The sequence below is a fragment of the Cupriavidus sp. 207A1 genome, assembly GCF_057798955.1.
Genome location: NZ_JBYOJO010000003.1, coordinates 155,023 through 167,972, shown reverse-complemented (window position 1 = coordinate 167,972; position 12,950 = coordinate 155,023). Strand labels below are relative to the sequence as shown.

The window sequence follows — 12,950 nt, the reverse complement described above, 5'->3', positions numbered from 1 at the left end:
AGTTCGACTCAGATGGTGCCCGATTTTAAGGGCACAAAGAAAACGGCTTCAAGCGCGGTTCGGTGAAAGCGATGGCGGTTGCGCCGCTCGATCAGCAGCAGCTGCTGCGTCACGGTCTGGCCGGGCACGCCTGCCGGCGGCATCACCGCGACCGGGGCGATCAGCCGCCCGCCGATGGCCAGTTGCTCCAGCAGCGCCTCGGGCACCTCCATGCCGGCCGCGGCGAGGATGATGGACGAGAACGGCGCGGCCTGCGGCAGGCCCAGCATGCCGTCGCCGTAATGCAGGCGCAGGTTGGGCACGCGCAAGGGCCGCAGGTTCGCCTTGGCCTGTTCGTGCAGCGGCCGGATGCGCTCGATCGAGAAGACTTCGCGCGCCACCTGGGCCAGCACCGCGGCCTGGTAGCCGCAGCCGGTGCCGATCTCGAGCACGCGCTCCAGCGGCGCCTCGGCGCCCAGGCCCTCGCGCAGCAGTTCGATCATGCGCGCCACCACCGATGGCTTGGAGATGGTCTGCTGATGGCCGATCGGCAGCGCCGCGTCTTCATACGCCTGCGACGCCAGTCCCGGCTCGACGAACAGGTGGCGCGGCACCGTGGCGATGGCCGACAGCACGCGCTCGTCGCGGATGCCCGCGGCGCGCAGCCGCGCCGCCAGTGCCACGCGCGCGCGCGCCGAGGCCATGCCGCCTCCGCCCGCGGTGGCCGCCGAGGCGCGCTGCTCGACCGCGCTGGCAGGCACCGGCGCGGGTGCCGGTGCCGCGGTGCGCGGCAGGCGCGGCTTGGCTGGCGTCGCGGGCGGCGGCACGGGCGCGGCCGGACGCGGCGCGCCCACGGCGGGAATGCCGGCGGTGCGCGCGGGCGCGGGCTTGCGCTCGACCACCGCATCCAGCGGCAGCGGGAACTTGTTGCGAGGGGGCGTGGAACTCATCGGGGGCGCGACGCGGCGATTCTGCGGCTCGGGCGGCTCGGGTGGCTTGGGACCGGCGGCCCTACTTCAGCCACTGGTCGAGCGCGTCGAGCTGCCCGCGATGGGTCAGGTCCAGCTGCAACGGCGTGAGCGAGACATAGCCCTGCGCGGTCGCGTGGAAGTCGGTGCCCTCGCTGGCATCGCGCGCGTCGCCGGCCGGGCCGATCCAGTAATTGGTATCGCCGCGCGGATTGACCTGCGTGATCACCGGCTGCGACGGATGGCGCTTGCCCAGACGCGTGGCGCGATAGCCCTGGATATGTTCGAACGGCAGGTTCGGGATATTGACGTTGAGCAGAAACGGCTCGGCCGGCGGCGTGTCGATGATGCGCTCGACCACGGTGCGCGCGACGCGCGCGGCGGCATCGAGGTGTTCCCAGCCCTTGTCGACCTGCGATAAGGCCACCGAGGGAATCCCCAGCAGGTAGCCCTCGATCGCGGCTGCGACGGTGCCGGAGTAGAGCACGTCCTCGCCCATGTTCTGGCCCTGGTTGATGCCGGACACCACCAGGTCGGGTTTTTCGTCGAGCAGCCCGGTCAGCGCGATATGCACGCAGTCCGTGGGCGTGCCGTTGACGAAGCGAAAACCTTTTTGCACGCCTTCGCGCGCCTCGTAGATCGACAGCGGACGCTGCAGGGTCAGGGAATTGGAAGCGCCGCTATGGTTCTGCTCCGGCGCGATGACCGTGATCCGGCCCAGCGGCGCGAGCGCAGCATGCAAAACGGCCAGTCCCGGCGCGAGATAACCGTCGTCGTTGGCGAGAAGGATATGCATGCCGCGATTGTACCTGAGCGCCGGCGCGCAAGCGGCCTGCGCGCCGCCCGATCTGGCCATCTGCGGCGCCGGCACCGGCACTGTATGCAGGCCGCAAATGACCGCCTCCACGGCTTCGGCATGAAACAGAACGACCGTGCTATTCCTGCGCTACACTTGCCCCGCCGGCCCGCGTAAGCTTGACTGGCGCGGCATGCCAACCACACCACCGGAGACAAGATGAAAGCCGTACTGTGCAAAGCCTGGGGTCCGCCCGATTCGCTGACCCTCGAAACCCTGCCCGACCTGGTGCCCGGCAAGGGCGAAGTGGTCATCGACGTCAAGGCGGCCGCGGTCAACTTCCCGGATGTGCTGATCATCCAGAACAAGTACCAGGCCAAGCCCGAGCTGCCGTTCACCCCGGGTTCGGAACTCGCCGGCGTGGTCAACGCGGTGGGCGAAGGCGTCACCCACGTCAAGCCCGGCGACAAGGTCATCGCCTACCTGGGCAATGGCGCTTTCGCCAGCCAGGCCAGGGCGCCGGCGGCGTCGGTGGTGCCGATGCCGCCCGGCATCGACTTCGAGACCGCGGCCGCCTTCACGCTGACCTACGGCACCTCGCACCACGCGGTAATCGACCGCGGCGAGCTCAAAGCCGGCCAGACCATGCTGGTGCTGGGCGCGGCCGGCGGCGTGGGCCTCGCGGCGATCGAGATCGGCAAGGCCATCGGTGCGCGCGTGATCGCGGCGGCGTCGACCGACGAAAAGCTGGAGGTGTGCAAGCAGCATGGCGCCGACGCCTTGATCAACTACAGCACCGAAGACCTGCGCGAGCGCATCAAGGCGCTGACCGACGGCAAGGGTCCGGACGTGATCTACGACCCGGTCGGCGGCATCTATGCCGAGCCGGCGTTCCGCTCGATCGGCTGGCGCGGCCGCTACCTGGTGGTGGGCTTCGCCAACGGCGAGATCCCGAGGCTGCCGCTGAACCTGGCGCTGCTCAAGGGCGCGTCGCTGGTAGGCGTGTTCTGGGGCGATTTCGTGCGGCGCGAGCCCAAGGCCAACCAGGCCAACATGGCGCAGATGCTGGGCTGGATGAAGGAAGGCAAGATCCGCCCGCATATCTCGGCGCGCTATCCGCTGGAGCAGGCTGCGCAGGCGCTCAAGGACATGGAAGCGCGCAAGGTCACCGGCAAGATCGTGATCGTGCCCTGAGCGGCACGCACGCCGGCGGCGCGCCCTGCCCGCCGGTAAAAGAAGGGCGCAAGGCGTGCGGCTACGCCCTGCGCCCGGCTGAGGCAACGCGCCTCAAGCTGCCAGCCGCCCTCGATGGCGCACACCCATGCGCCAGGCGGCGGGCAGTTCCCAACAGGCCGATGAGGCCATTCCGGCCATTCAGGCCGCCCCTTCCTCAGAAGCGATGCTGCAGGCCGGCCATGACGCCGGTCTGGTTGTTGGCGAAGCCGACCAGGTCGCGCGAGACGCTGACGTTCTGCCCGTTGCGCGCATCGGCATAGCCCACCGACAGGTAGGCCAGCGTGCGCTTGGACAGCGCGTACTGGCCGCGCAGCGAGAACAGGATCGGGTCGGCGTTGTTGCCGCCCTTGATGTTCTGCTTGTAGACCGCGCCATACAGCGTGAAGGCCGGCGTGAAGTCATAGCTGGCGCCGCCCCAGTACATGTCGCTGCGGTCCGTCGCCGCGCCGGTGGTGAAGGTGCGCTTGTAGTTGCGGTAGCCGGCAAACAGCTTCAGGTCGCCGAAGTCATAGCTGGCGCCGGCATGGATGCCCTGGATGTAGTCGGTGCTGTCGGCCGGCGTGGTGCTGCTGCCGGCGCCGTTCTGGCGGTCCCAGGTGGCCGCCGCGGCAAACTTGCCGGCGCTGTAGCCCACCCCCAGCGCGTACTTGGACGAGCTCTTGAAGTCCCCCGCCACTTCGCCCATGGCCACGGTTGCGCCCAGCTTCAGGCCGCCGAAGCTGCCGTCGTAGCGGACCGCGTTCGAGGCGCGCGAGAACAGGCCGTCCTTGCGGCCGCCGGTGGCGGTCGACGAAGTGGCCCACGAATAGGCCGGCGCGTAGCCCATCGGGTCGAACGGCAGCATGAAGTCGTAGGTCGTGGTAAAGGTGCGGCCCAGCACCACCTGGCCGTAGCGGCTTGCCAGGCCCACCGTGGCACGGCGATCGAACAGCGTGTTGTCGGTGTCCAGCCTGCCGGTGTCGATGGTGATGCCGCTTTCCAGGGCGAAGATCGCCTTCAGGCCGCCGCCCAGGTCTTCGCTGCCGCGGATGCCCCAGCGCGAGGTGTTCTTGCCGCCCGAGGTCAGCTTGACCGCCGAGCCGTCCGGACCCGCGTGGCTGACATATTCGATGCCGGCGTCCACCAGGCCATACATGGTCACGCTCGATTGGGCGGATGCCGATCCGGCCGCAGCCAGACCCATCGCTGCGAATGCCAATGCCGTACGCTTCATGCTATCTCCTTGCTTGTGCTTGTTGTGTGAATCATTAGCCGGCCGGATGGTAGGGGACGCGCACTTTCAGTTCGCTTTCGGAATGCAGGCTTTTCGCGGGCACCGCGCCGCTGCGGGACTGGGGGTTTCCCTAGCTTCTAAGCCGGCGCACTTCCCTGTATCTGTCTGGCCTCGGCCGTTCCGGCCGGTTTTCCGTATTGCCGCCTGACTGCCCTGCCCCATGCGTATCCTGCTTGCCGAAGACAATGTGATGCTGGCCAATTCCCTGAGCCAGGCCCTGGGCCAGGCCGGCTTCACGGTCGACTGCATGCACGACGGCCGCAGCGCCGACAACCTGCTCAGCACGCAGGACTACGCGCTGCTGATCCTGGACCTGGGCTTGCCCGGACTGGACGGCCTGGAAGTGCTGCGCCGCCTGCGCCAGCGCCGCAACCCGCTGCCGGTGCTGATCCTGACCGCGCACGGCTCGGTCGAAGACCGCGTGCGCGGCCTGGACCTGGGCGCCGACGACTACCTGGCCAAGCCCTTCGACCTGTCCGAACTGGAAGCGCGCGCCCGCGCGCTGATCCGCCGTGCCCACGGGCATGAGAGCACGCAGATCGCCTGCGGCCCGCTGCACTACGACAGCGTCAGCCGTGCCGTCCTGCTGCACGGCGAACTGCTGCCGCTGACCGGGCGCGAACGCGCCGTGCTCGAGGTGCTGCTGCTGCGCGATGGGCGCGCGGTGAACAAGGCGGCGCTGTCGGAGAAGATCTTCGGCATCGACGAATCGGTCAACCCGGATGCGATCGAGATCTACGTGCACCGGCTGCGCAAGAAGCTCGACGGCAGCGGCGTCGCCATCGTCACGCTGCGCGGGCTGGGCTATCTGCTCGAAGCGCGGCCGGCGGCATGAGGCTCCCACGACAGGCGCCCAGCCTGCGCCTGCAGCTGTCGCTATGGCTGCTGCTGCCGCTGATGGCCCTGCTCGCCTTCGATGCGTGGCTGACCTATGAGCGCGCCATGTCGGCCGCGCATATCGCCTTCGACCGCACGCTGGAGGCGTCGCTGCGCGCAATGCGCGAAGGCATCCGCCTGCGCGAGGGGCGGCTCCAGGTCGACGTGCCAAACCTCGCGCTGGAACTCTTCGACGACCAGGCCGGCCCGCGCATCTTCTACCGCATCCGCGACGAGGACGGCGCCACCGTGACCGGCTACGACGACTTGCCGATGCCGGCCGAGGCGCCGCTGCGGCTGTACCGCACCGAGTTCTACGACACTGTCTTCCGCGAGCACCCGCTGCGCATGGCGGCCCAGGCGCTGCCGGTGTACGACGTGGGCTCGGCGCGCACGCGCCTGGTGTGGGTGCTGGTGGGCGAAACCATCGAGCCGCGCCAGCTGCTGGCGCGCGACATCCTGATCGGCTCGCTGCTGCAGGAGCTGATGCTGGTGACGCTGGCGCTGGGCATCGTCTGGCTCGGCGTGCGGCGCGGGCTGCGGCCGCTGAACCGGCTCTCCGACACGGTGGCGCGACGCGGCACGCAGCTCGACCCGATCGAGCAGAAGGACCTGCCCGCCGAGATGAAGCCGCTGGTGCAGGCGCTGAACCAGTACATGGACCGGCTCCACGGCATGGTGCAGGCGCGCAAGCGCTTCTTTGCCGATGCTGCGCACCAGCTCAAGACGCCGCTGGCGATCATCCAGGCGCAGTCCGAGCTGGCGCTGCGCGAGCGCGACGCCGAACGCGTGCGCGAGCATATGCGGCTGCTGCACGGCACCGTGCGCCATGCCTCCAAGGGCGTGCAGCAGCTGCTGTCGCTGTCGCGGCTGGAGCCTGATGCGGGCTATATGCCCACGCTCAGGCCGCTGCGGCTCGATGCGCTGGCGCAAGGCGTGGCACTGGACTGGGCGCCGGTGGCGCGTGGCAGCGAAGTCGACCTGGGCTTCGAGCAGGTAGGCCCGGTGCAGGTCTCCGGGCAGGCCGAGCTGCTGCAGGAGCTGACTGGCAACCTGATCGACAACGCGATCCGCTATGCGGGGCGCGGTGCGGTGGTCACGGTGCGCGTGGCGCTGCACGGCGGCGTGCCGTGGCTGCAGGTGATCGACAACGGCCCCGGCATTGCGCCGGCAGAGCGCGATGCGGTGTTCCGGCGCTTCTATCGCGGCGAGAGCGGACAGTCCGTGGAAGGAACCGGGCTGGGGCTGTCGATCGTGCGCGAGATCGCGCGGCTGCATGGTGCGGCGGTGGTGCTGGGGGATACGCCGGGAGGCGGGCTGACCGTATCGGTCTGCTTTGATGCGCCTGAGGCAAGCGCCGCAGGCTGAGCGCTGCCGGCAAAGCAAAAGGGCGGCCGCAGCCGCCCTTCCCTTCGCTTCGCTTCGCGCTTCAATTCAAAGCTTCTCCGTCTCCCCGCTCTGCGGCTGCCACTTCATCAGCCGCTTCTCGCCGATGCCGACCATCCAGTCCAGCACCAGCGCAAACGCGGTCAGCACCACGATGCCGGCAAACACGGTATTGATATCGAAGGTGCCCTCGGCCTGCAGGATCAGATAACCCACGCCGCGCGCCGAGCCCAGGTATTCGCCCACCACCGCGCCGACGAAGGCCAGGCCCACCGAGGTATGCAGCGACGAGAACACCCAGCTGGTCGCGCTCGGCAGGTAGACATGGCGCAGCAGCTGCTTCTGGCTCGCGCCCAGCATGCGCGCATTGGCCAGCACCACCGGGCTCACTTCCTTGACGCCTTGGTAGACGTTGAAGAAGACGATGAAGAACACCAGCGTCACCGCCAGCGCCACCTTCGACCAGATGCCCAGGCCGAACCAGACCGCGAAGATCGGCGCCAGGATCACGCGCGGCATCGAGTTCATGGCCTTGACGTAGGGATCGAGGATGGCGGAGGTCAGCGGGCTCAGCGCCAGCCACAGGCCGACGCCCAGCCCCGCCACCGTGCCGATGCCGAAGGCCAGCACGGTTTCGATCAGGGTCACGCCCAGGTGCAGGTAGATATCGCGCTCGACGATAAACCAGTTCCAGATGCGTTGCGCCACCATCAGCGGCTCGCCAAAGAAAAACGCGACCTGCTGCGAGCGCGTGGCCACGTGCCACACGCCGAGGATCACCACCAGGACCAGCAGCTGCCAGACGCGCAGCATGCCCTTGGAATCAGTACGGAATGCCATCGGGATTCAGTTCTTGTTTTGAATGGGGACGCAGGGCCGGTCAGGCTACCTTGCGCTGCTGGGCGTAGCCCTTGAGCACTTCCTCGCGCAGCACGTCCCAGATCGCGGCGTGCAGCTCGACAAAGCGCGGGTGGTTGCGGATCTCGGCCACGTCGCGCGGGCGCGGCAGGTCGATCGCGAACTCGCCGATCGGATGCGTGCCGGGGCCGGCCGACAGCACCACCACGCGGTCGCTCATGGCAATGGCTTCGTCCAGGTCGTGGGTGATGAAGAGCACGGCCTTGCGCTTGGCGGCCCACAGCTCCAGCACTTCGTTCTCCATCAGCTGGCGGGTCTGGATGTCGAGCGCGGAGAACGGCTCGTCCATCAGGATGATGTCCGGGTCCAGCACCAGCGTCTGCGCCAGCGCCACGCGCTTGCGCATGCCGCCCGACAGCTGGTGCGGGTAGCGGTCGCCAAACCCGCCCAGGCCCACGCGGCGCAGCCATTCCTCGCCCTGCTGCACCGCCTCGGCGCGCGCCGTGCCGCGGAATTCCAGGCCGGCGACGACGTTGTCGAGCGCGCTGCGCCACGGCATCAGCGCCTCGGTCTGGAACATGTAGCCGGCGCGCCGGTTGATGCCGCGCAGCGGCTCGCCGAACACGCGCACCTCGCCGCTGGAAGGCTCCAGCAGGCCGGCGCCGACATTCAGCAGCGTCGACTTGCCGCAGCCGGTGGGACCCACCACCGATACGAATTCGCCGGGCTGGATCGACAGCGTGACGTCCTTGACCGCGGTATAGCGCTGGCTGCGGTCATCGCGCGAGACAAAGGTACAGGTGACCTGGTCGAGTGAAAGTGCGGGAATGCTCATGATGAACCGTCTCAGACCCGCCGTGGCGCGCACAGCGCGGCGCGGGCGAGTGATGATGGATAAGCCGTCGCTGCCGCAAAGCAAAGGCCCGCTGCGGGCAGCGGGCCGATGGCGTCGACGGCAGGGAAATTACTTGTACTTGGCGTTGGCCTTCTGCACGAAGGCGTTGGTGTAGGTCTCTTCCAGCTTGATCGACTTGCCCTTCAGTTCGGCGTCGAACTGGCCCAGCGCGTTGAGCGCGGTGCGCGGGCCGTCGGCCGGCATGGTGCCGTCCGGCGAGATCGCTTCCTTGACCTTTTCCCAAGCGGCCAGGTACAGCGCGCGGTCGCCCAGCAGGTAGCTTTCCGGCACGGTCTTGACGATGTCGGACGGACCCGCCTTCTGCAGCCACTTGAGCGCGCGCACCATGGCGTTGGTGAGCGCCTGCGTGGTGTTCGGGTTCTGCTGGATAAACGCCTGCGACGCATACAGGCAGCCCGACGGCATATTGCCGCCGAACACCGCCTGGGTGTCCTTGAGCGTGCGGGTGTCCGAGGCAATGCGCACCTCGTTCTTCTGCGTCAGCATCGACACCACCGGGTCCAGGTTGGCCATGGCATCGATCTGGCCCGAACGCATCGCCGCCACCGCGCCGGCGCTGGCGCCCACGCCGATGAACGACACGTCCGAGGGCTTCAGGCCGGCCTTGGCCAGCACGAAGTTGGCCATCATGTTGGTCGATGAGCCCGGCGCGGTCACGCCGATCTTCTTGCCCTTCAGGTCGGCGATCGACTTGAAGTTGGGCATGGTCTTGTTCGACACCACCAGCACGATCTGCGGGGCGCGGCCCTGCAAAACGAACTCCTGGTAGCGCTGGCCCTTGGCCTGCAGGTTGATGGTGTGCTCGTAGGCGCCCGAGACCACGTCGGCGCTGCCGCCCACCACGGCCTGCAGCGCCTTGGCGCCGCCGGCGAAGTCGACGATCTCGACCTCCAGCCCTTCTTCCTTGAAGTAGCCGAGGCGCTCGGCGATGGTCAGCGGCAGGTAATAGAACAGGTTCTTGCCGCCCACCGCGATGGTGACCTTGGTCTTCTCGGGCTTGCCCTGTGCCAGGGCATGGCCGAAGGTAAACCAGCCGGCCAGGAACAGCGCCAGCGCGATCAGGAATTGCTTCCAGAATTTCTTGTTATACATGCGAGATCTCCTACCCGTGTGGACTGGCGCCGCGGCAGATGCGCGTGAAGGGGGGCGCGCCGCGGTGCGGCAATTTGCGATGCTACCGGACGGTGCGACGCACCGCATCGGTATCAATACCTAGCAAACCCGCCAGCTTAGCCCCCTTACCTTTCGATCACCTTGCCGCAACGCTGGCGTCATTCGGCGTGGATATCGGCGGACTTGATCACCTTGGCCCAGCGCGCCAGCTCGGCCTTCTGGTATTGCGCCAGCTGCTGCGGGTTCATGTATTTCGCCTCGGCGCCCAGTTCCTCGGCCTTCTTGCGGAAGGCCTCGGTGCGCATGATCTTGTCGATCTCGCCAGTCAGCTTGTCGACCACCGGCTTGGGCGTGCCCGCCGGCGCGTACATCGCAAACCACGACGACACGTCCAGGTCGGGGTAGCCGGCCTCGGGCGCCGACGGCACGTCCTTCAGGCTGGGCAGGCGGGTCTTGCTGGTCACCACCAGCGGGCGCAGCTTGCCGGCGGCGATATGGGCCATCAGCGGCGGCGGCGTGGTGATGGTCAGGTCGACCGAGCCGCCGAGCAGGTCGGTCATGGCCGGGCCGGTGCCCTTGTAGGGCACGTGCGTGATTTTCGTGCCGGCCATCTGGTTCAGCAGCTCGGTCGAGACGTGCTGCAGCGAGCCGTTGCCCGACGAGGCGTAGTTGAGCTTGTCCGGGTTGGCCTTGGCGTAGGCCACCAGTTCCTTCAGCGACTTGACCGGCAGGCTCGGGCGCACCACCAGCACCTGCGGCGCCGACAGGATATTGGCCACCGGCGCGAAGTCCTTGACCGGGTCCCACGACAGGTTCTTGACCAGCAGCGGCGTGATCACGTGGAAGCCCGAGTACTGCAGCATCAGCGTGTAGCCGTCCGGCTTGGCCCGCGCCACCAGTTGCGCCGCGATGCTGCCGTTGCCGCCGGGACGGTTGTCCACCACCACCGGCTGGCCGAGCGCCTTGGACAGCGGCTCGGCAATCATGCGTGCGGCGAGGTCGGTGGTGCCGCCGGCCGCGGCCGATACCACCAGCGTTACCGGGCGCGCGGGATAGCCGCCCTCCTGCGCCAGTGCCGCCGGGGCGAACCATGCGGTGCCGATGGCGGCCAGCGTCGCGGCCACGGCCTTGCGCCGTGCCGGCATGGCGGGCTGGTGTTGATGGGCTTGCTTCATGAGGGTCTCCGTTTGGTCTTGTGGATACGTTGTTGTGGTGCGCGTGCAGGGCTACGCCTGCCCGGCAAAATGCTCGGCCAGCCAGGCCGGCGCCTGGTGCGTGCGCAGGCGCGGTCCCGCGCTGAGCAGCTGGCTAGGCAGGTCGCGGCCGACCAGTTCCGGCATGCCGGCCACCACGTCGAGCAGCGCGCCGAGGTCGACACCGGTCTGCACGCCCATGCAGTCGAACATGTGGACCAGGTCTTCGGTGCTGACGTTGCCGCTGGCACCGGGCGCATAAGGGCATCCGCCCAGGCCGCCGGCGGCGGCGTCGAAGCGCGTCACGCCGGTCTGCCAGGCGGCCACGGCATTGGCCAGGCCCATGCCGCGGGTGTTGTGCAGGTGGATGGTCAGGCCGGTGGCGGGCAGCGCGGCCTGGAAGGCCTGGCACAGCGCCGCGACCTGGTTCGGATAGGCCATGCCGGTGGTGTCGCACAGCGTGATGCCGGCCGCGCCGGCGTCGGCGAAGGCACTGGCCAGCGCCATTACCTCGGCGACATCGACTTCGCCCTCGAACGGGCAGCCGAATACCGTCGACAGCGACACGTTGACCGGCACGCCGGCCGCACCCGCCTCGGCAATCATCGCCAGCAGCTGCTGCCGCGACTGCGCGCGCGTCATGCGCAGGTTGGCGCGGTTGTGGGTCTCGCTGGCCGACATCACCAGGTTGACCTCGTCGGGCCGGCACGACAGCGCGCGCTCGAGCCCGCGCAGGTTGGGCACCAGCGCGGTGTAGCGCACGCCCGGCTGGCGCCGCATGCGGTGCATCAGCGCCTCGGCGTCGGCCAGCGCGGGAATGGCGCGCGCCGAGGTGAACGAGGTGGCCTCGATGCGCGCGAAGCCGCAGGCCGAAAGCGCATCGACAAAGGCCACCTTGGCGTCGGTCGGCACCACCACCGGCTCGATCTGCAGGCCATCGCGCGGCGCGACTTCATTGATCTCGACGCGGGCCGGGCCGCGCAACGGGTTGGCGGCGGCGCTCATGCGATCACCTTGCGCGCGCGCAGGTCGGCAATGGCAGCGTCGTCGAAGCCGGCCTGCTTCAGCACCGCATCGGTATGCTCGCCCAGCGCCGGCGCGCGGTCATGGATGGCTCCTGGGCTGGCCGACAGCTTCGGCACCACCCCCGGCACTTCGACGGTCAGGCCGCCGGCCGAGGTCACCGACTCGATCACGCCGCGGGCGCGGTAGTGCGGGTCTTCGGCGATGTCCTTGACGGTATAGATGCGGCCCGACGGCACCTGCGCGTCGCGCAGCACCGCCAGCACCGACTCCACCGTCTGCGTGCGGGTCCAGTCGGCGATCGCGGCGTCGATCTCGTCGACGCGCGCGACGCGGCCGTCGTTGCGCTCCAGCGCGGGATCGTCGGCCAGGTCGGCGCGGCCGATGGCAAGCATCATGCGCTTGAAGATGGCGTCGCCGTTGGCCGCCACCAGCACGTATTCGCCGCTGGCGCAGGGATAGGCGTTGGACGGCGCGATCCCCGGCAGCGCGCCGCCGGCGGGCTGGCGCACCGCGCCGAAAGCCGAGTATTCCGGCAGCAGGCTCTCGCTCAGGTTGAACAGCGACTCGTACAGCGCCACGTCGATCACCTGCCCTTCGCCGCCGCGCGCATCGCGCTGGTACAGCGCCAGCAGCACGCCCATCGCGCCATGCAGCCCGGCGATGGTGTCGCCCAGCGACAGGCCGGCGCGCACCGGCGCGCGGCCGGGCTCGCCGGTCAGGTGGCGCAGGCCGGCCATGGCCTCGGCCACCGCGGCAAAGCCGGGCTCGTCCTTCTTCGGGCCGGTCTGGCCGTAGCCCGACACGCGCAGCATGATCAGGCGCGGGTTGTCGGCATGCAGCACGTCCCAGCCCAGGCCCCACTTCTCCATGGTGCCGGGGCGGAAATTCTCGATCAGCACATCGGCCTCGGCGGCCAGCTTGCGCACCAGCGCCTGCCCTTCCGGCTGGCGCAGGTCGATGCAGACCGATTCCTTGTTGCGCGACTGCGCCTCCCACCACACCGAGGTGCCTTCATGCAGCATGCGCCATTTGCGCAGCGGGTCGCCCTGCCCGGGCGGCTCCACCTTGATGATGTGGGCGCCAAAGTCAGCCAGGGTCTTGGCGGCAAAGGGGCCGGCGATGAGTTGTCCGAGTTCGAGGACGCGAATGCCCTCCAGGATCTGTTGCGCCATGGGTGTCTCCGTGCGTTGCGGCAGTCTTGTTGCAGTGCGGCAACACCATTGACTGGCATGCCATACATTGCGTTCGGACGGAGTTTGCCCCAGCGCGGGGCTGGCCAGGAATCGGCAATCGGAGAAGCGGGCTTTCTCGGAACGCGAAAGGCTGCGTC

12 protein-coding genes are annotated in these 12,950 nt (G+C 68.6%); 3 read left to right on the top strand and 9 right to left on the bottom strand.

Annotated features, from left to right (window positions below; all coding sequences use genetic code 11):
• Positions 1–8: 8 nt before the first annotated feature.
• Both AC3FMM_RS06410 and surE read right to left on the bottom strand, forming a co-directional pair.
• Positions 9–929 carry a protein-L-isoaspartate(D-aspartate) O-methyltransferase gene (locus AC3FMM_RS06410; RefSeq protein WP_115680537.1) on the bottom strand — a complete coding sequence of 307 codons (921 nt, stop codon included), beginning with the start codon at positions 927–929 and terminating at the stop codon, positions 9–11.
• Between the two features lie 61 nt (positions 930–990).
• Entirely contained in the window at positions 991–1,743 is a 753-nt protein-coding gene (gene surE, locus AC3FMM_RS06405) for a 5'/3'-nucleotidase SurE (protein WP_488686304.1), read from the bottom strand.
• A gap of 219 nt (positions 1,744–1,962) precedes the next feature.
• On the opposite strand from surE, the gene AC3FMM_RS06400 reads away from it, so the two are divergent.
• A complete protein-coding gene (locus AC3FMM_RS06400; protein ID WP_111517704.1) occupies positions 1,963–2,937 on the top strand; it encodes an NADPH:quinone oxidoreductase family protein in 975 nt (324 codons plus the stop codon).
• Between the two features lie 196 nt (positions 2,938–3,133).
• On the opposite strand, the gene AC3FMM_RS06395 is transcribed toward AC3FMM_RS06400, so the two are convergent.
• On the bottom strand, positions 3,134–4,192 hold the full coding sequence (locus AC3FMM_RS06395) for a porin (RefSeq protein WP_116312743.1): 1,059 nt from the start codon (positions 4,190–4,192) through the stop codon (positions 3,134–3,136).
• 220 nt (positions 4,193–4,412) lie between these two features.
• Between AC3FMM_RS06395 and AC3FMM_RS06390 the strand changes: the two genes are divergently transcribed.
• Positions 4,413–5,087 (top strand): response regulator, encoded by a 675-nt coding sequence (locus AC3FMM_RS06390; RefSeq protein WP_010814248.1) that lies wholly within the window; start codon positions 4,413–4,415, stop codon positions 5,085–5,087.
• Positions 5,084–6,496 (top strand): sensor histidine kinase, encoded by a 1,413-nt coding sequence (locus AC3FMM_RS06385; protein ID WP_116312744.1) that lies wholly within the window; start codon positions 5,084–5,086, stop codon positions 6,494–6,496. The genes AC3FMM_RS06390 and AC3FMM_RS06385 overlap by 4 nt, the downstream gene beginning before the upstream one ends.
• 66 nt (positions 6,497–6,562) lie before the next feature.
• Here AC3FMM_RS06385 and AC3FMM_RS06380 read toward each other — a convergent pair whose 3' ends face one another.
• The 6 genes from AC3FMM_RS06380 to AC3FMM_RS06355 all read right to left on the bottom strand — a co-directional run bounded on the left by AC3FMM_RS06380 (position 6,563) and on the right by AC3FMM_RS06355 (position 12,792).
• Positions 6,563–7,354 (bottom strand): ABC transporter permease, encoded by a 792-nt coding sequence (locus AC3FMM_RS06380; RefSeq protein WP_115680539.1) that lies wholly within the window; start codon positions 7,352–7,354, stop codon positions 6,563–6,565.
• 40 nt (positions 7,355–7,394) lie between these two features.
• Positions 7,395–8,207 carry an ABC transporter ATP-binding protein gene (locus tag AC3FMM_RS06375; protein ID WP_018007788.1) on the bottom strand — a complete coding sequence of 271 codons (813 nt, stop codon included), beginning with the start codon at positions 8,205–8,207 and terminating at the stop codon, positions 7,395–7,397.
• Positions 8,208–8,336: 129 nt separating this feature from the next.
• Positions 8,337–9,380, bottom strand: a complete 1,044-nt coding sequence (locus AC3FMM_RS06370; protein ID WP_116312745.1) for an ABC transporter substrate-binding protein — start codon at positions 9,378–9,380, stop codon at positions 8,337–8,339.
• Positions 9,381–9,559: 179 nt separating this feature from the next.
• Positions 9,560–10,576 (bottom strand): Bug family tripartite tricarboxylate transporter substrate binding protein, encoded by a 1,017-nt coding sequence (locus AC3FMM_RS06365; RefSeq protein ID WP_115710016.1) that lies wholly within the window; start codon positions 10,574–10,576, stop codon positions 9,560–9,562.
• Positions 10,577–10,627: 51 nt separating this feature from the next.
• Positions 10,628–11,599: a hydroxymethylglutaryl-CoA lyase gene (locus tag AC3FMM_RS06360; RefSeq protein ID WP_116312746.1), complete on the bottom strand. Its 972-nt coding sequence runs from the start codon at positions 11,597–11,599 to the stop codon at positions 10,628–10,630.
• Positions 11,596–12,792 (bottom strand): CaiB/BaiF CoA transferase family protein, encoded by a 1,197-nt coding sequence (locus AC3FMM_RS06355; RefSeq protein WP_115710020.1) that lies wholly within the window; start codon positions 12,790–12,792, stop codon positions 11,596–11,598. The genes AC3FMM_RS06360 and AC3FMM_RS06355 overlap by 4 nt, the downstream gene beginning before the upstream one ends.
• Positions 12,793–12,950: the final 158 nt, after the last annotated feature.